This is a genomic window from Halomonas sp. B23F22_3 (assembly GCF_043496965.1).
Classification (GTDB): Bacteria; Pseudomonadota; Gammaproteobacteria; order Pseudomonadales; family Halomonadaceae; genus Halomonas.
The window spans coordinates 488,673-511,032 of the sequence record NZ_JBIEKG010000003.1 but is presented as its reverse complement, the minus strand read 5'-3'; the positions used below and the strand labels follow the sequence as shown (position 1 = coordinate 511,032).

The 22,360-nt window shown below is 71.5% G+C and carries 24 protein-coding genes; 18 read left to right on the top strand and 6 right to left on the bottom strand.

What is annotated here, in order from left to right; translation table 11 throughout:
- Positions 1-28 precede the first annotated feature (28 nt).
- The gene (locus tag ACGTNG_RS08780) at positions 29-568 is read left to right on the top strand and encodes a GNAT family N-acetyltransferase (RefSeq protein ID WP_394576634.1); all 540 of its coding nucleotides are present in this window, start codon (positions 29-31) and stop codon (positions 566-568) included.
- Between the two features lie 441 nt (positions 569-1,009).
- Here the strand turns inward: ACGTNG_RS08780 and ACGTNG_RS08775 are convergent, their stop codons facing one another.
- The 3 genes from ACGTNG_RS08775 to ACGTNG_RS08765 all read right to left on the bottom strand — a co-directional run bounded on the left by ACGTNG_RS08775 (position 1,010) and on the right by ACGTNG_RS08765 (position 2,707).
- The gene (locus ACGTNG_RS08775; RefSeq protein ID WP_394576633.1) at positions 1,010-1,351 is read right to left on the bottom strand and encodes a YbjQ family protein; all 342 of its coding nucleotides are present in this window, start codon (positions 1,349-1,351) and stop codon (positions 1,010-1,012) included.
- Positions 1,352-1,512: 161 nt separating this feature from the next.
- The gene (locus tag ACGTNG_RS08770) at positions 1,513-2,082 is read right to left on the bottom strand and encodes a cytochrome b (protein WP_394576632.1); all 570 of its coding nucleotides are present in this window, start codon (positions 2,080-2,082) and stop codon (positions 1,513-1,515) included.
- Between the two features lie 79 nt (positions 2,083-2,161).
- The gene (locus ACGTNG_RS08765) at positions 2,162-2,707 is read right to left on the bottom strand and encodes an outer membrane beta-barrel protein (protein WP_394576631.1); all 546 of its coding nucleotides are present in this window, start codon (positions 2,705-2,707) and stop codon (positions 2,162-2,164) included.
- A gap of 147 nt (positions 2,708-2,854) precedes the next feature.
- On the opposite strand from ACGTNG_RS08765, the gene ACGTNG_RS08760 reads away from it, so the two are divergent.
- The 8 genes from ACGTNG_RS08760 to ACGTNG_RS08725 all read left to right on the top strand — a co-directional run bounded on the left by ACGTNG_RS08760 (position 2,855) and on the right by ACGTNG_RS08725 (position 10,884).
- On the top strand, positions 2,855-3,451 hold the full coding sequence (locus tag ACGTNG_RS08760) for an SAM-dependent methyltransferase (RefSeq protein ID WP_394576630.1): 597 nt from the start codon (positions 2,855-2,857) through the stop codon (positions 3,449-3,451).
- Positions 3,452-3,588: 137 nt separating this feature from the next.
- Complete coding sequence (locus ACGTNG_RS08755) at positions 3,589-3,738, top strand: hypothetical protein (protein WP_394576629.1); 150 nt, start codon at positions 3,589-3,591, stop codon at positions 3,736-3,738.
- Positions 3,738-4,472, top strand: a complete 735-nt coding sequence (locus ACGTNG_RS08750) for a metal ABC transporter ATP-binding protein (RefSeq protein WP_394576628.1) — start codon at positions 3,738-3,740, stop codon at positions 4,470-4,472. The genes ACGTNG_RS08755 and ACGTNG_RS08750 overlap by 1 nt, the downstream gene beginning before the upstream one ends.
- Complete coding sequence (locus ACGTNG_RS08745; protein ID WP_089846549.1) at positions 4,456-5,346, top strand: metal ABC transporter permease; 891 nt, start codon at positions 4,456-4,458, stop codon at positions 5,344-5,346. Before ACGTNG_RS08750 ends, ACGTNG_RS08745 begins: the two co-directional genes overlap by 17 nt.
- A gap of 23 nt (positions 5,347-5,369) precedes the next feature.
- A complete protein-coding gene (locus ACGTNG_RS08740) occupies positions 5,370-6,398 on the top strand; it encodes a metal ABC transporter solute-binding protein, Zn/Mn family (RefSeq protein ID WP_394576627.1) in 1,029 nt (342 codons plus the stop codon).
- A gap of 90 nt (positions 6,399-6,488) precedes the next feature.
- On the top strand, positions 6,489-7,172 hold the full coding sequence (locus ACGTNG_RS08735; RefSeq protein ID WP_394576626.1) for an ABC transporter ATP-binding protein: 684 nt from the start codon (positions 6,489-6,491) through the stop codon (positions 7,170-7,172).
- A complete protein-coding gene (locus ACGTNG_RS08730) occupies positions 7,163-9,697 on the top strand; it encodes an FtsX-like permease family protein (protein ID WP_394576625.1) in 2,535 nt (844 codons plus the stop codon). Before ACGTNG_RS08735 ends, ACGTNG_RS08730 begins: the two co-directional genes overlap by 10 nt.
- Positions 9,694-10,884: a lipocalin-like domain-containing protein gene (locus ACGTNG_RS08725; protein ID WP_394576624.1), complete on the top strand. Its 1,191-nt coding sequence runs from the start codon at positions 9,694-9,696 to the stop codon at positions 10,882-10,884. Before ACGTNG_RS08730 ends, ACGTNG_RS08725 begins: the two co-directional genes overlap by 4 nt.
- Before the next feature lie 79 nt (positions 10,885-10,963).
- Here ACGTNG_RS08725 and ACGTNG_RS08720 read toward each other — a convergent pair whose 3' ends face one another.
- Positions 10,964-11,935: an ABC transporter substrate-binding protein gene (locus ACGTNG_RS08720; protein ID WP_394576623.1), complete on the bottom strand. Its 972-nt coding sequence runs from the start codon at positions 11,933-11,935 to the stop codon at positions 10,964-10,966.
- Positions 11,936-12,034: 99 nt separating this feature from the next.
- Positions 12,035-12,568, bottom strand: a complete 534-nt coding sequence (gene gloA / locus ACGTNG_RS08715; protein ID WP_394576622.1) for a lactoylglutathione lyase — start codon at positions 12,566-12,568, stop codon at positions 12,035-12,037.
- A gap of 203 nt (positions 12,569-12,771) precedes the next feature.
- Between gloA and ACGTNG_RS08710 the strand changes: the two genes are divergently transcribed.
- The 8 genes from ACGTNG_RS08710 to ACGTNG_RS08675 all read left to right on the top strand — a co-directional run bounded on the left by ACGTNG_RS08710 (position 12,772) and on the right by ACGTNG_RS08675 (position 20,130).
- Positions 12,772-13,116, top strand: coding sequence for a hypothetical protein (locus ACGTNG_RS08710; protein WP_394576621.1), 345 nt, complete (start codon positions 12,772-12,774; stop codon positions 13,114-13,116).
- Positions 13,116-13,610 (top strand): C40 family peptidase, encoded by a 495-nt coding sequence (locus ACGTNG_RS08705; protein ID WP_394576620.1) that lies wholly within the window; start codon positions 13,116-13,118, stop codon positions 13,608-13,610. The genes ACGTNG_RS08710 and ACGTNG_RS08705 overlap by 1 nt, the downstream gene beginning before the upstream one ends.
- A gap of 97 nt (positions 13,611-13,707) precedes the next feature.
- The gene (locus tag ACGTNG_RS08700) at positions 13,708-14,394 is read left to right on the top strand and encodes a thermostable hemolysin (RefSeq protein WP_394576619.1); all 687 of its coding nucleotides are present in this window, start codon (positions 13,708-13,710) and stop codon (positions 14,392-14,394) included.
- Positions 14,378-16,558, top strand: a complete 2,181-nt coding sequence (locus tag ACGTNG_RS08695; RefSeq protein WP_394576618.1) for an AMP-binding protein — start codon at positions 14,378-14,380, stop codon at positions 16,556-16,558. Before ACGTNG_RS08700 ends, ACGTNG_RS08695 begins: the two co-directional genes overlap by 17 nt.
- Entirely contained in the window at positions 16,545-17,387 is an 843-nt protein-coding gene (locus tag ACGTNG_RS08690; RefSeq protein ID WP_394576617.1) for an SDR family oxidoreductase, read from the top strand. The genes ACGTNG_RS08695 and ACGTNG_RS08690 overlap by 14 nt, the downstream gene beginning before the upstream one ends.
- Positions 17,384-18,058 (top strand): tetratricopeptide repeat protein, encoded by a 675-nt coding sequence (locus ACGTNG_RS08685; RefSeq protein WP_394576616.1) that lies wholly within the window; start codon positions 17,384-17,386, stop codon positions 18,056-18,058. The genes ACGTNG_RS08690 and ACGTNG_RS08685 overlap by 4 nt, the downstream gene beginning before the upstream one ends.
- 18 nt (positions 18,059-18,076) lie before the next feature.
- Positions 18,077-18,745 carry a response regulator gene (locus tag ACGTNG_RS08680; RefSeq protein ID WP_394576615.1) on the top strand — a complete coding sequence of 223 codons (669 nt, stop codon included), beginning with the start codon at positions 18,077-18,079 and terminating at the stop codon, positions 18,743-18,745.
- A complete protein-coding gene (locus ACGTNG_RS08675; protein WP_394576614.1) occupies positions 18,742-20,130 on the top strand; it encodes an ATP-binding protein in 1,389 nt (462 codons plus the stop codon). The genes ACGTNG_RS08680 and ACGTNG_RS08675 overlap by 4 nt, the downstream gene beginning before the upstream one ends.
- 63 nt (positions 20,131-20,193) lie before the next feature.
- Here ACGTNG_RS08675 and ACGTNG_RS08670 read toward each other — a convergent pair whose 3' ends face one another.
- A complete protein-coding gene (locus tag ACGTNG_RS08670) occupies positions 20,194-20,415 on the bottom strand; it encodes a ribbon-helix-helix protein (RefSeq protein ID WP_394576613.1) in 222 nt (73 codons plus the stop codon).
- Between the two features lie 143 nt (positions 20,416-20,558).
- Here ACGTNG_RS08670 and dauA point away from each other — a divergent pair, with 143 nt between their 5' ends.
- A complete protein-coding gene (gene dauA, locus ACGTNG_RS08665) occupies positions 20,559-22,298 on the top strand; it encodes a C4-dicarboxylic acid transporter DauA (RefSeq protein WP_394576612.1) in 1,740 nt (579 codons plus the stop codon).
- Positions 22,299-22,360 lie beyond the last annotated feature (62 nt).

The following is a 22,360-nucleotide window of genomic DNA, read 5'->3' as shown; positions in this document are numbered from 1 at the left end:
ACATGCGCATGGCACCAAAGGAGCCCCAATGGAATTTTCGCAAGGCGTCCGAGGGCGCGATCAGGAACTCGTCGAGCTGTTCACGGCGACCTTCACCGCCTCTGAGGGAGCGTCAGAAGGTACGCTGATTGGCGACCTGGTGCGTAACCAGCTGTCTCGCACGCCAGCGTCGGATCTCTATGTTTTCACCGCTGAGTCCGATGGTGCGGTCATCGGTGGGGCGGTCTTCTCGAGGCTGACCTACGACCAGGATGATCGGAACGTGTTTGTGCTCGGCCCGGTGGCGGTGGCAACCGAGTGGCAAAGCCAAGGTGTTGGGCGGCAACTGCTAGTCTATGCCCTGCAAGCGCTGCGTGAGGCGGGGATCGACATCGCCGTGACCTATGGTGACCCGAACTACTACTCGCGTGTTGGCTTTGCTCCGGTTACTGAGGCCTTCATCCCGGCGCCCTTCAAGCTGCAATACCCTGAGGGCTGGCTCGCGCAGTCGCTGACGGAAACCGAGATGACGCCACTGAAGGGGACGGCGCACTGTGTCGAGGCGTTCAATGATCCAGCCTTCTGGTAGGAGACGCGCCGCGCAGTGAATCCCATGTCGACAGCCCTATCACCCCTGAAATGACGTGCCTCGAGGCGGCTGCTACTGTCTGGTTTCTAACTGAAACCCGGACAGTCATGGTGCTTTGTAAGATGCAAGTCCATGACAGTCGCGGGTTCTCTCCCATCCGCATCCTAAAGCCGAGTCATTGAAAACCGGACAATGCGCAACCACGCGGCACACGATGCGGCCTTGCGGACGCCGCGCTAGCGTCGGCGGCAGCCCGGTGGCCGGCACCGGCGTCGCCAGGGTCTAGCGCTGGCCAGCCGCCGAACGCCTCGGCGAAGCCACGACCAGGCGCCACGGAACGCCTTGGCGAAGAGGGCCGCGCGCAGCTCGGCATTGCGCTGTTCCAGCGCGCGCATCTTCGGATCGGGGTTATGGAAGGCCATCGGCTGCTCCGCTATCGGTTCAGGCCTGGGTGACCTTCACCGCGGTGCCCGTCGCCACCAGGAACAGCATCGACTTGCCGCCGCCGGAGATCTCGCTGTAGTCGAGGTCGATGCCGATCACGGCATTGGCGCCCATCGACTCGGCCTCGCGGCGCAGCTCGTCCAGGCAGGCCACTCTCGCGTCCCGCAGCGCATCCTGGGACGAGGTGTTGCGCCCGCCGAAGAAGTCGCGGAAGCCGGCGAACATGTCCTTGAGGATGTTCATGCCGAACACGCACTCGGCGGAGACGATGTCGACGTGCTCGGTCACGCGGTAGCCCTCGAGGTGCGAGGAGGTGGTGAGGATCACGCGCTCGGACATACGGAGACACTCCCGGTGGTGGCGATCATGATGGGTAGCGCCGGGCGAACGGAGGCACGACGCCGCCCTTCATCATGCGCGGCGCTCGAGCGGCCAGGCAAGCCCCGGCCGGGAGAGGGGGCTCGTCGGGCGGATGCCGTGAGTCGACCGGGCCCCGCCTGTCACCGGCGGCAGGAGCGACCGGGGGCCATGCGGACCAGCACGTCCTCATCGCCGCGGCGGCGGTGCCAGATCACCATCACGACATGCCCCACGATCAGCGCCAGCAGGCTCCAGCCCAGCAGGCCGTGGACGGCCCCGCCGATGGTGGTCATCCACTCGATCTCGCCCTCGAAGCCTTGCATCACCGGGAGGCCGAAGGGCGAGAAGGCACGACCCGAGCCGTACTGACGCAGCAGGGCGGCCAGCGGCACCGCCACCATCAGGGCGTACAGCGCGAGGTGGCCGAGGCTGGCCGCCAGGTTGAGCGAGAGGGGGCGCCGGGCACGATCGACCAGCGCCCACACCAGGCGCAGCACCACCAGCAGCATCAGCAGGGCGCCCAGCGGCTTATGGGCGCCCCAGACGGCCTCCTCGAGGGCGCTGTCTGGAAAGACGAAGCGCACCCCGGCCGTCACGAACTGCAGGGCGAACAGGCCCGCCATGCTCCAGTGGAGCATCCGGCTGACGCGGCCGTAGTGGGTGGTGATGGCGTCCATGAAGGGCTCCTTGAGGATGAGATTTGTTCGCATGTTAACCGCTCATCGCGCAAGAATTATGAAGGTGCGATGCGAGCCCTCGCCCCTGGCGTCCGCGTCCGGCCAGGCGCCATCAGAAGGTGTAGATCACCCCGGCGGTGAGCATGTCCAGGTCGCCGATCTCGTCGGCGTCGATGTGCTCATACTCCAGCCGTCCGGTGAGGCCGAACAGCCCGAGGCGCGCGCCCACGCCGTAGACCGGGTCGGTGCCGGAGCGATCGCCGATGCCGCTGCCGCTGCGCTCGGCGTCCCAGTCGGCCATGCCGGCCTTGGCGTAGAGGCCCAGCGGGCCGAAGCTCAGCCCGGCAAGCCCCATGGCCTGGAAGCTCTCGACCTCGAGGGTCGCCGAGCGGCCACCCACCTCGCCCTGGAGCTCGCCGGTATTGACGTAGCTCAGCTCGGCGCCGAGATCGAGGAACGGCAGCCAGCCGAAGTGGTAGCCGCCGGTGAGCTTCCAGTGACTCGTCTCGTCGTCGAAGGCGCCGTCGCCGTGGGTCTCGCCGACACCGGCGCCGACATAGAAGCCGGTGCCGGCCGCCATGGCGGGCGCGGCGCTCAGCGCGAGCCCGGCGGCCAGGCCGGCGGCGAGCAGGGGGCGGGAGAAGTACGTCCGTGGCATGCCATCACTCCTGAGAGTCGTTGAGGAGCGAGGAGTTTACGCGACCCAGGGGCGGCGCCACAGTCTTCGCGCCCCTCCCCGCTGACGCTCACCCGCCCCCTTGGTAGTCTCGATGGTCCTATCCATCGCCATCGACGAGGAACGGCCATGTGGGATGAACGCTTCGACAGCGACGACTACCTCTACGGCACCGAGCCCAACGACTTCCTGCGCGAGCAGGTCGGCCTGATCGGCGAGCCGCCGCAGAGGGTGCTGTGCCTGGCCGATGGCGAGGGGCGCAACGGCGTCTACCTGGCCGGGCTCGGCCATCGGGTGCTCTCCGTGGATGCCTCCGCGGTCGGCCTCGGCAAGGCCGCGCGGCTGGCCGAGCGTGAGGGCGTAGCGCTCGAGACCCTGCACGCCGATCTCACGCAGCACACCTTCGACGCCGAGGCCTTCGACGCGGTGGTGTCGATCTTCTGCCACGTGCCCGAGGCGGGGCGCCCACACCTGCATCGCCAGGTCGTGCGCACCCTGAAGCCCGGTGGCGTGCTGATCCTCGAGGCCTACACCCCGGCCCAGGTACCGCGGGACACCGGCGGGCCGGACACCCCGGATCGCACGCCGACCGCCGCGGAGCTGGAGGCGGCCTACGCCGATTTCGAGATCCTCGCGAGCCGCGAGATCGACCGCACGGTGATCGAGGGCCGCGGCCATACCGGCCTCGGCGCCGTGGTGCAGTTCATCGCCCGCAAGCGCCGCTGAGCCGGCCGAGGGGGACGATCGGCCGTGCCCCTGACCACGCTCCCGGACCGACGCGAGCGCTCGATGGCCGGGTTCTATTGGCCGGAAGCGCAATTGTTATGTTATAACCTTTTCCGCACTTCCGGAGACGATCCCCCATGACGCACCGACCGCACCGGCACCGCCCCGAAGGGCCCTGCCACTTCTCGCTGATGTCGCTCTCCTCGGCGCGCCGGCTGCTGCTCGCCGCCGCGCCGCTGGCCGCCCTGTGGCTGGCGGTCTCCTGGGCCGCGGGATGGTGGTCCTGATGGCGCGCCTGCAACTGCACGACCTGCAGCTGGCCCGCGGCGGCCAGACGGTCCTCGAGCATCTCGACGGGCGCTTCATGGACGGCGCCATCACCGCGCTGATCGGCGCCAACGGCGCCGGCAAGAGCACCCTGATCTCGGCGATCATGGGCATGCTCGAGCCGGTCGCCGGCCGGGTCGCGTGCACGGTGCCCCGGGAGCGCCGCGCCTGGCTGCCCCAGCAGCTGGCGCTGGACCTGACCTTCCCGATGAGCGTGGAAGAGCTGATCATGACCGGCACCTGGCCGAGCCACGGCGCCCTGAAGGGCTACTGCGGCCCTCACTACCGCCGCGGCCGCGAGATCATGGCCAAGCTCGGCATCTCGCACCTGGCGCACCGCCCGCTGGGCGCGCTCTCCGGCGGCCAGCGCCAACGCGCCCTGTTCGGCCGCACCCTGATGCAGGAGGCCGAGCTGCTGCTGCTCGACGAGCCCTTCGCCAACGTCGACATCGAGACCGTCGACGTGCTGATGGACGTGCTGCGCGACATGGCCCGGCACGGCACCACCATCATCGTGGTGCTCCACGACATGGAGCAGCTCGCCCGCCTGGCCGACGACGTGCTGCTGCTCGCCGGCGGCCACGGCCGCTGGGTGCGCCCCGACGCCCTGCTCGACCACCACAGCGGCCTGGCGCCCCGCGCGCCGCGCCTGCCCCTGACCTTTCCGGATGCTTCCCATGCTGGCACTGCTTGACGCCTGGCTGATCGCCCCCTTCGACTACGGCTTCATGCAGCGCGCCCTGGTGGCCGGGCTGGCGCTGTCGCTGGCCGCCCCGCCGCTGGGCGTGTTTTTGATGCTGCGCGGCATGAGCCTGATCGGCGACGCCATGGCCCACGCCATCCTGCCCGGCGTCGCGCTGGGCTTTCTGGCCGCCGGCTTCTCGCTGCCGATGATGAGCCTCGGCGGCATCCTCTCGGGGCTGTTGATCGCGGTGCTCGCCGGCAGCGTGTCGCAGATGACCGGCCACAAGGAGGATTCGGCCATGGCGAGCTTCTTCCTCATCTCGCTGGCCGCGGGCGTGATGCTGGTGTCGCTGGGCGGCAGCAGCGTCGATCTCACCCACGTGCTGTTCGGCTCGATCCTGGCCGTCGACTCCACTGCCCTGATCCTGATCGCCGGCATCAGCAGCCTGATCGTGATCACCCTGGCGGTGATCTTCCGCGCCCTGGTGGTGGAGTGCCTCGACCCGCTGTTCCTGCGCGGCCAGGGGGTGCGCGGCGGCCTCGTTCACGGCACCTTCCTCGGCCTGGTGGTGCTCAACCTCACCGCCGGCTTCCAGACGCTGGGCACCCTGATGGCCGTGGGCCTGATGATGCTTCCCGCCACCACGGCGCGCTTCTGGAGCCAGCGCCTGGAGGGGCTGATCGCGATCGCCATCGCCATCGCGCTGGTGGCGAGCACCGGCGGGCTGCTGCTCTCCTATCACCTGAGCCTGCCCTCGGGCCCGGCGATCATCCTGCTGGCCGGCCTCGGCTACGTGCTCTCCGCGCTGTTCGGCCGCCACCATAGCCTCACCGCCCGCCGGCGCCGCCATGCCATGCCGCTGGGCGCCCCCGAACCCGACTGACGCCCCCAACGAAGGAAGCCTCCATGCGCCTCTCCCGCCCCCTCGCCCTGCTCGCCGGGGCCACGACCCTGCTGGCCCTCCCCGCCCTGGCCGCCGAGCGCGTCCAGGTGGTCACCAGCTTCAGCATCCTCGCCGACATAATCGACCGCGTCGGCGGCGAGCACGTCGAGGTGGCGTCGCTGGTCGGCCCGGACAGCGACGCCCACGTCTACTCGCCGCGCCCCACCGATGCCCGCCGGCTCGCCGAGGCGGACCTGGTGGTCTTCAACGGCCTGCAGTTCGAGGGCTGGATGGAGCGGCTAATCGACGCCAGCGACTTCGACGGCCCGCTGGTGGTGGCCACCGACGGCCTTGAAGCGCACCTGGCCGAGGGCGACGATCACGACGCCCATGCGGACGATCCCCACGTCGAGGCGCAGGGACACGACGATCACGATCATGGCGGCGCGGATCCCCACGCCTGGCAGGACCTGGGCCTGGGCGAGGTCTACGTGGGCAACATCCGCGATGGCCTGATCGCCGCCGACCCGGCCCACGCCGACGCCTACCGGGCCAACGCCGAGCGCTACCTGGCGGCCATCGACGCCGCCGACGACGAGCTGCGCGCGCTGCTCGACGAGATTCCCGCCGACACCAGCGTGATCACCGGCCACGCCTCCTTCGACCACTTCGCCCGCGCCTACGGCCTGCGCTTCCTCTCGCCCCAGGGGCTCTCCACCGCGGGCGAGCCCAGTGCGGCCAACATGGCTCGGCTGATCGACGTGATCCGCGAGCAGAACGTCCAGGCGCTGTTCCACGAGAACATGACCAGCCCCGCCATGATCGACCAGCTGGCCGAGGAGACCGGCCTGCCGGTGGCCGGCACCCTCTACGCCGACGCCCTGGCGAGCGACGGCGAGGCCGATAGCTGGCTCGGCATGCTGCGTCACAACGCCCGGGTACTCCACGACGCCCTGGCACAGCCGGGCCATGAAGAGCCTGGCCATGGCGAGGACGGCGACGCTCACGACCACGCCAACGAGGGCGACGCGGCCCACGACCACGCGCACTGAGGTCACGCACTTGGCAACGACACGGGCGCCCTCTTCGGATGGCGCCCGTTTTGTGTACCATCGAGCCAAGCCCTCCGCCAGGACGTCGCCATGCTCGAGTTTCGCCAGGTCGCCAAGGCCTACGCCACGCCCCAGGGGCCCCTCGAGGTGCTCGCCGGGGTGGACCTCGACCTGGCGGCCGGCGAGAGCGTGGCACTGATGGGCGAGTCGGGCAGCGGCAAGTCGACCCTGCTGCACCTGGCCGCGGGCCTCGACCTGCCCGATCGCGGCGAGGTGCGCCTCGCCGGACAGGCACTCTCGTCGCTCGCCGAGCCGGCCAGGGCGCGGCTGCGCCGCGAGACCCTGGGCCTGGTGTTCCAGCAGTTCCACCTGGTGGCGAGCCTCACCGTGCGCGACAACCTGCGCCTGCAGGCGCGCCTCGCCGACCGCGAGCGACCCGACTGGACGGCCGAGCTGATCGCGCGGCTGGGCCTCGGCGGGCTGGAGCGGCGCTACCCCGAGCAGCTCTCCGGCGGCCAGCAGCAGCGCCTGGCCATCGGCCGCGCGCTGGCGCCGCGCCCCGCCCTGCTGCTCGCCGACGAACCCACCGGCAACCTCGACGAGGCCAGCGCCGGCGAGGTCCTCGAGCTGCTAATGGCGCTGGTGCGTGAGGCCGGCTGCAGCCTGCTGATGGTCACCCACAGCCCGCGGGTCGCCGCCCCGCTGGATCGCTGCCTGCACCTCACCCATGGCCGGCTGACGACACCCGCGTCGGGGCGGGACGCATGCGCCTGACGCTCGTCGCCCTGGCCACCCTGCTCGGCCACTATCGTCGCCACCCCGGCCAGCTGGCCATGCTGCTGCTGGGCCTGTGGGTGGCGGGGGCCCTGTGGAGCAGCGTGCAGGCGATCAACGCCTCGGCCAAGGAGAGCTATGCCCGGGCCGAGGCGCTCTTCACCAGCGGCCTGGATCGCCTCGAACGCCGTGACGGCGAGGCGCTGTCGCGGGGCGACTTCGTCGCGTTGCGCCGCGCCGGCCTTCCCGTCTCGCCGCTGCTGGAGGGCGAGGCGGTCAGCGTCACGGACGAACGGCTGACGGTGATCGGCATCGACCCGCTGACCCTGCCCGGCGACAGCGCCTTCGCCACCGCCGGCAGCCCCTCTTCCTCAGACCCAGGCGGACTCACCGCCTTCTTCACGCCGCCCTGGCAGACTCGCCTGGCGCCGGCCACCGCGGAGCGCCTGGGGCTCGAGGCCTCGACGGCCCCCGGCGCCACCCCGACGCTGGCCGACGGCCGGACGCTGCCGCCGCTGGTCCTCGCCCCGAGCCTGCCACCGGGCACCCTGGTCATGGACATCGCCGCCGCGGCGCGGCTGCTCGGCCGCGGCGAGACCCTCAGCCGGCTGGTGGCCGAGGCGGGCGCGCTGGATGCGGCGCCCGCGGGCTATCGGCTGGTCCGCGCCGAGACCCTGGCGGCCCCCGGCGAGCTCACCGCCAGCTTTCACCTCAACCTCACCGCCATGGCGCTGCTGGCGCTGATCGTCGGGCTCTTCATCGTCCAGGCGGCGCTGGGCCTGGCGCTGGAGCAGCGCCTGGGGCTGCTGCGCACCCTGCGCGCCCTGGGCGTGCCGGGACGCACCCTGGTCGGCGTGCTGGCCCTCGAGCTCGTGCTGCTCGGCCTCGCCGGCGCCCTGGTCGGCATCGCCAGCGGCGTCTGGCTGGCCCGTGCGCTGCTGCCGGACGTGGCCGCCACCCTGCAGAGCCTCTACGGCGCCGCGGTCGGCACTCGGCTGGCGCTGCCCTGGCACTACTGGCTCGGCGGGCTCGGCGTGACCCTGGGCGGGCTCGCCATCGCCGGCAGCGGCACCCTGTGGCGGGCCGCCCGGCTCGGCGTGCTGGAGCTCGGCCAGGTCCAGGCCTGGCGCGCCGGCTTCCAGCGCCAGCTGAGGCGCCAGGCCGTCGGCGGCGGCCTCGCCGCCCTGCTGGCGCTGGCCACGGGGGCCTGGCTCGCCACCCGGCCGCCCGGCGAGGGGCTGGTCGCCGGCTTCGTGATGATCGCGGCGCTGATGCTGACCTGTGCGCTGTGGCTGTCGCCGCTGCTGGCCGCCGGGCTCGCGGGGCTGGGACGCCTCGCCCGCCACCGCCCCCTGACCCAGTGGGCCCTGGCCGACCTGCAGTTGCAGCTGCCGCGGCTCTCGCTCGCCATGATGGCGCTCGCGATCGCACTCTCCGCCAACCTCGGCGTCGGCAGCATGGTCGGCGGCTTTCGCCTCACCTTCCTCGACTGGCTGGACCAGCGGCTGGCCGCCGATCTCTATCTGCGCCCGCCGGTCGAGCGCTTCGACGAGGTGCAGGCCTGGCTCGAACGCCGCGACGCGGTGACCGAGCTGCTGCCCACCGCCGAGGCGGACGCGACCCTCGTGGAGATCGCGGCCGACGGCGCCACTCCCCGGCCCCTGGGCCTGCCGGTGACGCTCTTCGGCATCACCCCGGGCGAGCGCCTCACCCCGAGCTGGCCGCTGCTGGAGACGGCGGCCGGTCGCGACGCGGCCTGGGCCGCCCTCGCCTCGGGCGAGGGCTTCATCAACGAACAGCTGGCCCTGGGCCAGGGCCTCGCCCCCGGCGACCGGCTCGTCCTGCAGGCGCCGAGCGGCCGAGACCCGCAGACGGTCAGGGTCGCCGCGATCTATCCCGATTACGGCAATCCCCGCGGCGAGGTGCTGCTGACCGCGGCCCGGCTGCGCGAGCGCTTCGACGCCCCGCCGGGATCGATCGGCATCGTGCTCGCCGAGGGCCACGAAGCCGACCCGCTGGCCCGGGCGCTGAGCGCGCGCTTCGATCTGGGCGACCAGGCCGTGCTCGACCAGCGCCGCATCAAGGCGCTCTCCACCGAGGTCTTCGAGCGTACCTTCGCCATCACCCGGGCCCTCAACGCCCTGACCCTGGCGGTGGCCGCCCTGGCGCTACTCGCCAGCCTGCTCGCCCAGGCCCGGGAGCGCCGCCGCCGGCTGGCACCGCTGTGGGCGCTGGGCGTGCCGCGCCGCACCCTGGCGGGGCTGCAGCTCGCCCAGCTGGGCGGCGCGGCGCTGGTGACCGGGCTTCTCGCCGTACCGCTCGGCATCGCCATCACGGCCTGCCTGGTGGCGGTGATCAACGTCGCCGCCTTCGGCTGGCGCCTGCCCCTGCACGTCTTCCCCGGCGAGATCGCGCTGACCCTCGCCACCGCCCTGGCGGTGGCGCTGCTGGCGGCCGGCCTGCCGGCCCTGACGCTCTGGCGCACGCCACCACGCGCGCTGCTGGCCGAGGAGGAGACCACATGAGGCATGCCCGCATCGGCGCATCGAGCGCGCCGCGGGCCGGCCTGTGGCTCGGCGCGCTCCTCACCCTGCTGGCGGGCTGCGGGGAGCCGGCGCCACCGCCGGCCGAGGGCTTCGCCGGGCTGGGCAGCGAGGCCGAGGGCTTCGTTGCCGCCGAGCCGGGCACGCCGCTGCGCTTCCCCGAGGATCACGGCCCCCACCCCGACTACCGCCTGGAGTGGTGGTACCTCACCGCCAACCTGGAGGACGCGGCCGGCGAGGCGCTGGGCGTGCAATGGACGCTGTTCCGCCAGGCACTCTCGCCACCACAACAGCCGCCCGGCAAGCGCCGGGAGCCATCCGGCCCCTGGGCCGCCGAGCAGCTGTGGATGGCCCACATGGCGGTCTCCCGGGGCGAGGGCCACCGGGTCGCCGAGCGCTTCGCCCGGGGCGATTCTCATGAAACATCCCCCGAGCGGGACCAGGCCGGCGTCACCGCCCGGCCCTTTCGCGCCTGGCTCGACGACTGGACGATGGCAAGCCGCGTCGAGGATCCCGCGCGCGACGCCCTGGACCGACTGACGGTGAGCGCCCGCGCCGGCACGGGCGATGACGCCTTCGGCTATCGGCTCGATCTCAGGGCACGCGGCCCGCTGGTGCGCCACGGCGAGGCCGGCTTCAGCCAGAAATCCGCGGACGGCCAGGGCTCGATCTACGTCAGCCAGCCCTTCTATGAGGTCGCCGGCGAGGTCACCCTGGCGGGCGAGAGCCATGAGGTCAGCGGCCGCGCCTGGCTCGACCGCGAGTGGAGCAGCCAGCTGCTCGGCCCGGACCAGACCGGCTGGGACTGGTTCTCGCTGCACCTCGCCGATGGCCACAAGCTGATGGCCTTTCGCCTGCGCGGCGGCGGCGAGGCGGGCGGCGACTATCTCTCCGGCACCTGGATCACCCCCGCCGGCGAGGCCACGCCGCTCGCGCCTGACGCCCTGCGCCTGACCCCGCTGGAACGACGCCCGGTGGCGGGCCGCGAGATGCCCACCCGCTGGCGGCTCGAGCTCCCGGAACGCGGGCTCGACCTGATCGTCGCCGCCCCCCATGCCGAGCGCTGGATGGCCACCACGGTGAGCTACTGGGAAGGTGCGGTGCGGGTCAGCGACCGCGACGACGGTACCCCGCTGGGCGAGGGCTACCTGGAGATGACCGGCTACTGACGGGCGGCTTTTCCGGGCCCCAATGACAACGAGGCCGCCCCGAAGGGCGGCCTCGTCGCGTCACGCGTGCCGGTGGGGATCAGGCGTCGGGGATCTCCAGCGCCTGCTGCACGGCCGGCCAGGCCGGCTCACCCTCGCGGGTGGTCACGCCGTCGAGGAACGCCTTGACCTTGGCGGGGTTGTCGCGCATCCACGACACTGCCACGTCCTCCGGCTCCTGCTCCTCATAGCTGAAGCCGCGGATCATCGCGCTCTGGTCGTCGGCGCTGAAGCTGAGTTGATCGATCAGCCGGGTGGCATTGGGGCTGGCGTCGGCGAAGGACTGGGTCACCAGTGTGCGCACGTCGCTGCGTCCGCCCTCCGGGCCCCACATGTCCTGGGTGTCGGTCAGGTACTTCACGTCGTATTCAATGTTCATCCAGTGCGGGGTCCAGCCGGCAAAGACGATCCACTCCTCGCGATTGAGGGCGTTGTCCACGGCGCTCAGCATGCCCGGCGTGGAGGTCTCGGAGAGCTCCCAGTCCCCCAGGCCGTAGGTGTCGTTCTCCACCGCCTCGTTGAGGGTATCGCTCATGCCGGTCCCCACCTCGATGGAGTAGATGGTGCGGTCCAGCTTGTCGGCGAACTCGGGCTTGTCCAGGTCCTCGGCGGAGGTGAGGCCGGCTTCGTAGAGGTAGGTCGGCACGGCGAAACCGAGGCGCGCCCCTTCGACGTTGGTGCCCAGGTCGACGAGCTTGACGTCATCGCCCTCGAAGCTGGTGTCGTACATCCCCTGCTGGGCGGGCAGCCAGGCCGCCAGGAAGGCATCCAGCTCACCCTGGTTCAGGGCCTCGTAGGTGATGGTGGCACCCAGCTCCTGCAGCTGCGGCTCATAGCCCAGGGTCTCGAGCAGGGTGGCGGCCAGGGAGGTCTTGACCGTGACGCCCGGCCAGGCCGGCACGGAGAAGCGCACCTGGTCGGGTTCGGCGGCCTGGGCCACGCTCACCGCCAGCGGGGCGGCCAGCAGGGTGCCGGCGAGGGCCAGCGTCAGGGGACGAAGAGGCAGGGTCATGTGGACTCCTTGGCAGGTCATGCCGTTGAAAACCAGACCATGACCCTAGGCTCCTCGGCGCCGCCAATCAAGCTGGCACCGCCAACGCTGGCCCCGCGCTCAGTCGCCCTTGCCGGCCATGCGGGCCGCTTCGACCACTTCGATCCAGTAGCCGTCGGCGTCCTTGACGAACACCACGTCCTTCATCTTGCCCTGGTCGGCGCGCTTGACGAACTCGACCGCGTTGGCGTCGAACCAGGCCTGGGCCGCCTCGAGGTCCGGCACGCTGAAGCAGATGTGGCCGAAGCCCTGGGGCTCGGCGTTGCCGTCGTGGTAGGCGAAGTCGTCCTGGATCTCGGTGCCCCAGTTATGGGTCAGCTCCAGCACGCCGCGCTGGTCGAAGGTCCAGACGGTGCGCTCGTCGCTCGCCTCGGGGACCGGCTCTCCGGCCTCCGGGCGCGCCAGGAAGTAGAGCGAGAACTGCATCTCCTCGAAGTCGAGGCGACGCAGCACCCGCATGCCGAAGACGCGGGTATAGAAGGCCAGTGCCTTCTCGGGATCCTTGATGCGCAGCATGGTGTGGTTGAGGCGAAAGCCATTGCTCTCGGCCGTGGGGGCCTGGACGCCCGGGTGCTGCTCTCCCTGGAAACTCATGCAGGGCTCCTGATATGAAAAAAGTGGGCAAAAAATGGCGGCACGATGCCGATATGGTGACGAGAATGAAGGACGTGGGGGCGACGGGCGGGCTTTTCCAGCCCCGACAGGCGGCAGTTTGGCCGCGAACGTCCCTTGATGTGGCCCGGCAACCTTCTACACTAGTTGTACAACACATCCGACAGTGAACGAGGCACCACCCCATGTCCATCGCGGCCTACCAGTTGGGTGATCACGTCACCCTCAAGGAAATTGCCAACGCCGTGGCCCACGGCCTGACGCCCATCGTCGAGGTCGAATCCATGGACGGCATCTACACCGTGCGCTTCCACCATGCCAACGACGTCTCGGAGCTCTCCGATGCCCACGGCAAGACCCGCACCTTCCTGGGCACCGGCGAGATCCGCGACCTGCTCGGCGGTATCGGCCTGACCCACGGCGTGCTCACCTGGGGCGACCAGTGCGGCGACGAGATGATCGGCGTGCCGGGCCATGCCCTCTCGCCGGACGAGATGCTGGCCAGCGGCACGCGCATCGCCTTTCGCTGATGCCTGCCCGTCAATCGGCCAAGGACGGCGCGATCCGGCTGGTGATCTCCCTGCTGATCGCCGGGATACTGACGGGCTGCGCGGGCCGCGAACTCGCCACCCGTGACGACCCCGAGGGGCTCTCCATCGATCGCGCGCTGATCCTCGCCGAGGCCAGGCGCTCGCTTGGCATTCCCTATCGCTATGGTGGCACCAGCGACCGGGGCCTGGACTGCTCGGGCCTTGTCCAGCGAGCCTACGCCCGCGCCGGCATCCGCGTGCCGCGCACCTCCCGAGCACAGTTCGAGGCCCTGCCGAGCGTCGACGAGGCACGCCCCGGCGACCTGCTGTTCTTCGCCACCGCCGGTGGCCGCAGGGCGAGCCACGTGGGTATCTACCTGGGCGACGGCGAGATGATCCACGCGCCGGGGCGCGGCCGCCACGTCACCACCACCGCCCTGGGCCTGGACTACTGGCAGGAGCGCTTCCTGGGCGCCGCCGCCCCCGCACCCTGAACGCCATCCTGGTATCGGCCTCACTTTGTCCTGCGCCTTAAGCCGTCGTTAAGTTGCCGGAACCACAGTATCGGGGAAACGTCATGGAGACGCCCCGATGTCGATGCCCGATCCCGTTCCCCCCCCTTGCCCGCCGACCGCCTCGGTTGCCGGGAATACGCCGATCGCCGCGGCCTCCCCACTCGAGTGGCGAGAAGGCCGCCACTGGCATGAGCGGCGCCGCCTGGAGCGGCTGGTGCGCCGCTGTTTCACCCTCGATCACGGCGCCCGCATCCGCCATTTCCTGCCGCGCCTGTTCGGGCTCTGGCAGGGCGAGATCCCCCTGGCGGCGGTCGGGGCGGGTCGGGCCAGCGCCGGACCGCTCTTCCAGGAGCACTACCTGGACGAGCCCGTCGAAGTCTTCCTCTCCCGCTACCTGGGCAGGCCCGTGAGCCGCGAGGCGATCGCCGAGATCGGCAACCTGGCGAGCCTGCGCCGTGGCCTGCAGCGCCGCCTCTTCGTGCCGCTGATCGACCAACTGGTCGCCGACGGGCTCGAATGGGTGCTGTTCACCGCGACGCCGACGGTGGCCAACGGCATCCGACGCCTGGGCATCGAGCTGCATCCGCTGCAGTTCGCCGATCCGACGCGACTGGGCGACGAACAGGCGGGCTGGGGGCGCTACTACGAACACCATCCGCGCGTGATGGCCGGCGACCTGCGCCGGGCCCACGCCGTGCTCACCGCGCGCGGCCTGCTGGGATCGACGCCCCTGGTGGAGGCCGACCATGCGGCGCGGCACTGAGGCCCTGCTCGCGCGCCTGGCCCATCACGCTGAGGCCACGCCCGACGCCCCGGCGCTGGACGACGGCCATCGGCGCATCACCTATGGCGCGCTGCCCGGCGAGATCGCGGCGCGTCATGCCCGCCTCGACGCCCAGGGGGTCCGGCGAGTGGGCCTGGCGCTGGACAATGGCCTCGACTGGGCGCTCTGGCATCTCGCCCTGCTGGCCGCTGGCCGCGTCGACGTGCCGGTTCCCGCCTTCTTCAGCGAGGCCCAGTGCCGCCACCTGGTGGCGCAGGCCGGCCTGGACGCCTGGATCGGTCCCGGCGCCGAAGCGCTAGGCTTCTCGGCGAGCCCCGATCCGGCCATCGCCCGCCGGCGGGTGGCCTCACCGGCCGCGCTGCATGAAGGCACCGGCATCATCACCTTCACCTCCGGCACCAGCGGCCAGCCCAAGGGGGTCTGCCTGGACCGCGAGGCCCCGCTACGCGTCGCCGAGAGCCTCGCCGAGGCGGTGGCGCCGCTTGGCATCCACCGCCACCTGGCCATGCTGCCCCTGGCCACGCTGCTGGAGAACATCGGCGGCCTCTACGTGCCGCTGTGGCTGGGCGCCACCGCCGGCCTGCCCGGGACCGCCGAGCTGGGCTGGAGCGGCGGCAGCGGCTTCGATCCCCGCCGGGCCCTCTCGGCCCTCGAGACGTTTCGCCCGCATAGCCTGATCCTGGTCCCCCAGCTGCTCCAGGCGCTGGTCGAGCAGTCGCCCCAGGCCCCGGCCGGGCTGCGCGTCGTCGCCGTGGGCGGGGCGCCGGTCGCCGCGTCGCTGCTCGCGCGGGCGCGCGCCGGCGGCTGGCCGGTCGTCGAGGGCTACGGCCTCTCGGAGGCCGGCTCGGTGGTCTGCCTCAACCGCCCCGGCGAGCCCGCCCTCGGCGTGGGCCGCCCGCTGCCCCATGCCCGGGTCCGCGTCGCCGCCGACGGCGAGGTCTGGATCCGCGGCGCCACCATGCTGGGCTACCTGGGCGAGCCGCCCCTGGACGGCTGGCACCGAAGCGGCGACCTCGGCCACTGGCAGGGCGAACACCTGGTGCTCGACGGCCGCCGGCGGGACGTCTTCATCACCGCCTACGGCCGCAACGTCGACCCCCAGTGGGTGGAAGGCGAGCTCTGCGCCCGGCCGGCCATCGCCCAGGCGCTGGTCTTCGGCGAGGCACTGGCGGGCAACCGGGCGCTGATCGTGCCCGCCGGCCCCGAACTCGATGACCGCGCCCTGGCGGCGGCGATCGCCTGTGCCAACGCCGAGCTGCCCGACTATGCCCGAGTGAGCGACTGGCGCCGCTGCCCGCCCTTCACCCCCGACAACCACCAGCTGACGGCCAACGGCCGCCTGCGCCGCGACACCCTCCACGACGCCTACCGCGACTGGCTGATCCCCTCTCGCCAGCCGCGCCCCGATGCCGGCTCGACCGACACCGCCGTTCCCAGAAGGAGAAATGCCATGCCCCCCTACCAGCACCTGCAGGACGCTACCCGCGCCGAGCGCGACTGGCTGCTGGCCGCCCCACTGCTGACCCGCGCCCTGAGTGGGGAGGTGAGCCACGAGGAGTACCTGGCCTTCCTCGGCCAGGCCTACCACCACGTGCGCTTCACGGTGCCGCTGATGATGGCCTGCGGGGCGCGCCTGCCCGAGCGCCTCGGCTGGCTGCGCAGCGCCCTGGTGGAGTACATCGAGGAGGAGCACGGCCACGAGCAGTGGATCCTCGACGACATCCGCGCCGCCGGCGGCGACGCCGAGGCGGCGGCCGCCGAAAAGCCCGCCCCGGCCACGACGCTGATGGTCTCCCACGTGCGCGACGTCATCGAGCACGGCAACCCGGTGGGCTTCTTCGGCATGGTGCAGGTGCTCGAGGGCACCAGCACGGCGATCGCCACCCGGGCCGCCGAGGGGCTCCAGGCGAGCCTCGGCCTGCCGGACGACGCGGTGCGCTACCTGACCTCCCACGGCAGCCTGGACATCGGCCACCTGGCCTTCTTCGAGGGCCTGGTGAACCGGCTTGACGACGAGGACCTGGCGGCGGTGATCGACACCGCGAAGATGGTCTATCGGCTCTATGGCGCCATGTTCCGCGGCGTCACCGCCCGCTGCGCCGGCAACGACGCGACCCGGGAGCTCGCCGATGCGCTCGTATAGAACGCCCTGGTCCAGACACCTCCCCGAGGGCGGCTGGGCCGCCCAGTCGGTGCTGCTCACCGGGGCGAGCGGCGGCATCGGCGAGGCCCTGGTCGACGAGCTGGCGGGCGCCGGCGCGCGGCTGCTAATCACCGGCCGCCGCCAGGGGGCCCTCGCGGCCCTGGCGGCGCGCCACCCGGGTCGGGTGACGGTCATGGCCGCGGACCTGACCCGTGCCGAGGAGCGCCAGCGACTGGTCGCGGCGGCCTTCGAGGCGCGCTGTACCATGCTGATCAATGCCGCCGGGGTGAACCGGATGGGGCTGTTCGAATCCTGCAGCGATGACGAGATCGAGGCGCTGATCACCCTCAACCTCACCAGCACCCTGCAGCTGACCCGGGCGCTGCTGCCTCAGCTGCTCGCCGCCGAGTCAGGCTGGGTGGTCAACCTGGGCTCGACCTTCGGCACCATCGGCTACCCGGGCCAGGCGGGCTACTGCGCCACCAAGTTCGCCCTGCGGGGCTTCACCCAGGCGCTGCGCCGGGAGCTCGCCGACACCCGGGTCCATGTGCTGCACGTCGCGCCCCGGGCCACCCGCACCGCCATGAATGCCCCCGAGATCGAGGCGATGAATCGGGCGCTGGGCAACGCCATGGACTCCCCCCAGCGTGTCGCTCGCCTGGTCCGGCGCGCCATCGAGGCCGGGCGCGAGGAGTCCCAGCTGGGCGGCCCGGAGCGCCTCTTCGCCCGGCTCAACGCGATGCTGCCGGGCGTGGTCGACCGGGCCCTGCGCCGCCAGCTACCCACCATCCGCCGCTTCATCGGCAAGCCCCGAGGAGAGATGCCATGATCCCCCGCCTGAGGCCCGCCCTGCGGGCCATCCTGCTGCTCCTGCTCGCCGGGCTGCCGGCCGCGCCCCTGCTCGCCGCGACGCCGAGCCCCGGTGACGAGAGCGTGGCCGCGGGCATCGAACACCTGCAGCGGCGCTGGGCCGAGATCCACTACGCCATGCCCGCGGACGAGCAGGCCAAGGCCCTCGAGGCCCTGGCCGCCGAGGCGGACCGGCGAGTGGCCGCCCACCCCGAGGCCGCCGGGCTGCAGATCTGGGCCGGCATCGTGCGCTCGACCCAGGCCGGCGCCAGCGGCGGCCTCGGTGCGCTGTCGCTGGTGAAGGACGCCAGGCGCGACCTGGAGCAGGCCCTGGCGATCGACCCGCTGGCGCTGGACGGCTCGGCCTATACCAGCCTCGGCGCCCTCTACTACCAGGTGCCGGGCTGGCCGCTCGCCTTCGGCGACGACGACCAGGCCGAGCGCTACCTGAAGCGGGCCCTGTCCATCGATCCCGACGGGCTCGACAGCCTCTACTTCTGGGGCGACTATCTGCATGAGCAGGGACGCGACGCCGAGGCCCGCCAGGCGCTTGAGAAGGCCCTTCAGGCACCGCCGCGACCGGGACGCGAGCGGGCCGATGCCGGCCGCCGCGAGGAAGTCCGCGCCCTGCTGGAAACGCTCGGAACATGATCATCGCAAGGACAGGACATGCGCATACTGCTGGTCGAGGACGACCCCAGCCTGGCGGCGGGCATCCGCCTGGCGCTCAAGCCCGAACACTACGCCGTGGACCGGCTCGCCGATGGTCGCCAGGCCCTGGCGGCGCTGAAGGGCGACGAGCCCTTCGATGCCGTGATCCTCGACCTGGGCCTGCCCGGGCTCGACGGCATGCAGGTGCTCGAGGCGGTCCGCCGGCGGGGGAACCGCGTGCCGGTGCTGGTGCTGACCGCCCGGGACGGCATCGATGATCGCATCGCCGGCCTGGATGCCGGCGCCGACGACTATCTGATCAAGCCCTTCCAGGTCGACGAGCTCAAGGCTCGCCTGCGGGCCCTGCTGCGCCGCAGCCAGGGACAGACCAGCCACGTGCTGGAAGCCCACGGCGTCCGTCTCGACCCCGCCACCCACAGCGTCAGCTGCCGGGAGGCGCCGGTGACGCTGTCGCGGCGCGAGTTCGCCCTGCTGCAGGAGTTCCTCAGCCATCCGGGGCGAGTCTTCACCCGCGACACCCTGACCCGGCTGGTCTACGGCTGGGACGAGGAAGTGGAGAGCAACGCCATCGAGGTGCACGTGCACCACCTGCGCCGCAAGCTCTTTCCCGAGCTGATCCGCACCGTGCGCGGCATCGGCTACGTGATGGACAAGACCCCCTCATGACCTCGATTCGGCGCCGCACCCTCGGCGTGGTGCTGCTGGTGTTCGGCCTGAGCATGCTGGTGATCGGGCTGACCAGCTACCACGATGCCGCCCACGAGGTGGAGGAGCTCTTCGATGCCAGGCTCGCCCAGAACGCCCGGCTGCTGGAGGGGCTGGTGGGTGCACCGCTCCCCGAGGATCAGCGCCGTGAACTGCTGGCCAGCATCGGCACGGCCCTGCAGCGCGGCGACGATACCCAAGGGCCGGTGGTGCGCCACCCCTACGAGAGCAAGCTGATCTTCCAGGCCTGGGGTGGCGAGACCCTGCTACTGCGTTCCGCCGAGGCCCCCGAGGCCCCGCTCACGACGCTGCGCAACGGCTTCGGCAGCGCTCGCCTCGACGACTACGAGTGGCGGGTCTTCGCCCTGGACGCCCCCGGCAGCCCGCGGCGAGTGCTGGTGGCGGAGCGCGAGGACGTGCGCGGCGAGCTGGTCACCGCCATCGCCCTGCGCACCCTGATGCCGGACCTGCTGGGCCTGCCGGTGCTGGGCCTGCTGCTGTGGTGGGCCATCGGCTGGGGCCTGCGGCCGCTGTCGCAGCTGGCCGAGCAGATCCGCAGCCGCGACCCCCAGAACCTGCAGCCGCTGATCATGCACCGACTGCCCCGGGAACTGGAAACCATCGCCGGCGCCCTCAACCGGCTGCTCGAGCGGATCCGCACCCTGCGTGCCCGGGAGCAGCGTTTCATCGCCGACGCCGCCCATGAGCTGCGCACGCCGCTGGCCGTGCTCGACCTGCACGCCCAGAACGCCCTGGCCGCCGATGACCCCGAGGATCGCCGCGAGGCGCTGGACAAGCTGCGCGGTGGCGTGGCCCGAGCCACGCGGATGGTCTCGCAGCTGCTCACCCTGGCCCGCCTCGAGCCCGAGCAGGAGGGCGACGGCCGGGTACGCGAGATCGCGCTGCTGCCCGAGGTGCGTGAGGCGCTGGCCAAGCTGATGCCGCTCGCCGTGGACGCCCGCCAGGAGCTGCAGCTGGAGGCCGACGAGACGGCGGACTGGCGGCTCGAGGTGGAGCCCGGCACGGTCGACACCCTGCTGCAGAACCTGGTCGGCAACGCCCTGCAGCACTCGCCGGCGGGTGCGCTGATCCGCATCGTGCTCACCGCCAGCCGCGACGCCCTGACGATCAGCGTGGAGGATCAGGGACCGGGCATCCCGGCGGACCAGCGCCAGCAGGTGCTGGAACGCTTCCACCGCAGCGGCCCCGGCGCCGGGGCCGGCCTGGGGCTCTCCATCGTCGACCGCCTGCTGCAGCGCCATCGCGGCAGCCTGCGACTCGACGAGGCCCCGGGCGGCGGCCTGCGCGTCACGACCTCGCTGCCGCGGACCCAGCACGGCACCTGATGGCGACACCGCCATGGCCGCGATCGGGCGTGCCGGACCGGCGGTCGCGCCTTCCGACGACGGTCAGTCGGCGTCTCGACGGCCGGGGCCTTGCGTCTCCCCGGACGCGCTCCCGGCCAGGTCGGGGCGCGACTCGTACGCCACGTCATGATCGCGCAGGTAGTCGCGGATCAGCTGTCTCACCACCTGAGAGGGCGTCAGGTCCTGTGCCGCACACAGCTGCTCGAAGGCGCGTTTCTTGTGCGGGTCGATCAGCAAGGTCAGGCGTGCCGTCTTCTTTTCCATGACGAGTCTCCGAAGCATTATCATCAAATGTTAATGCCCGCTCTCTTCCTGGGCAACGGCAGAGGCCCTCTGTCGACCATGCTAATGACATGTTAATGTCGTTAACATAACTGACCGGCTCGACCTCCAGGGAGGATCCCCGCATGGCACGCTACCGACCGCCTCTCCCCGCCATCGCCACCGGACTGCGCGCGGCCTGGCGAGACGGCTACGGCCTGGACGACCTGCGCCGTGACAGCCTGGCCGGGCTGACCGTCGGCACCGTGGCGGTGCCGCTCTCCATGGCACTCGCGATCGCCACCGGCGTGCCTCCCCAGCACGGGCTCTACACGGCGATCGTCGCCGGCGTGCTCATCGCGCTGACCGGCGGCTCACGCTTCAACGTCTCGGGCCCGACGGCGGCCTTCGTCGTCATCCTCTTTCCCATCGTCCAGCAGTACGGCCTTGGCGGCCTGCTAATCGCCTCGATGATGGCCGGCATGATCCTGGTTGCGCTGGGCATCACCGGCATGGGCCGTCTGATCCAGTACGTCCCCTATCCGGTGGTACTCGGCTTCACGGCGGGCATCGCGGTGGTGATCGCGGTGCTGCAGCTGCCCGACTTCCTGGGCCTGCAGGTCGAGCTGGGCGAGCATTTCGTCGACAATCTCGGGCAGATCGCTATCTCGTTGCCGACCGTGAAGCCTATCGAGCTGGGGGTCGGCCTCTTCGCCCTGGGGGTCATGCTGCTCTGGCCACGCCTGGGGCTTCCGCTGCCCGCGCCGCTGGTCGGTCTGGTGGCCGGGGCCCTGGCCGCCTATGGCGCCAACCTCTGGCTGGCCGGCTCCGGGGCGGAGGTGGAGACCATCGCCTCACGCTTCACCTGGGAGGCTCAGGGCGAAACGGGTGGCGGCATCCCTCCCATCGCGCCGAGCTTCATCGCTCCCTGGCGGCTGCCCGGCGCGGACGGCGAGCCGCTGGCGCTGGACTTCGCCTTGATTCGCGCCCTGCTGGGGCCGGCCTTCGCCATCGCCCTGCTGGGGGCGATCGAGTCGCTGCTGTGCGCGGTGGTGTCCGACGGGCTGACTCGGACCCGACACGACCCCAATGCCGAGCTGATCGGCCAGGGGCTGGGCAACATCGTGGCGCCGCTGTTCGGCGGCATCACCGCCACGGCGGCCATCGCCCGGACCGCCACCAACATCAGAAGCGGCGCCCGCTCGCCGATCTCGGCCGTGGTGCACGCCCTGGTGGTGCTGCTGGCGGTGGTGGCCCTGGCGGACCTGCTGGGGCGGGTGCCGATGGCCGCGCTGGCGGCGCTGCTGTTCATCGTCGCCTGGAACATGAGCGAGGCCCGTCATGTCCTGCACACCCTGCGCTCGGCCCCGCCGGGGGACGTGGCCATCCTCGCGACCTGCTTCACCCTGACCGTGCTCTTCGACATGGTGCTGGCCGTGGGGGTAGGCATGGGGCTGGCCGCCGCCCTGTTCATCCGGCGCATGGCGCTGCTCACCGAGACCCGTCGCGTCGATGACGCCCTCCCTGCCCGCCTCGGGGCGCTACCCGACGCGATCGCCCTCTACGACGTCAACGGCCCGCTGTTCTTCGGCGCCGCCGAGAAGGCCCTCACCTCGCTGCATGGGGTGGATCCCCAGGTGCGGGTCGTCATCCTCGACATGCACGACGTGCCGAGCATGGATGGCACCGCCATCGTGGCGCTCAAGTCGCTGATCGGTGAGATGCACCGCGAAGGCGTCTCGCTGGTACTGGTCGGCCTACCGACAAGGATCCTCGTCAAGCTGCGCCGGGCGGGCATCCGCCGGACGGCCGGCCGACTGACCTGGTGCCAGGAGCTCGTGCATGCCCGGAGCGTGGCACTGCGCTGGCTCGACCGGACCGCCTGAGCATCGCAGGGGCCCCTGACACGCGACGGTCATCTCTCCTTAAGCGGTCGTTAAGACGCTTT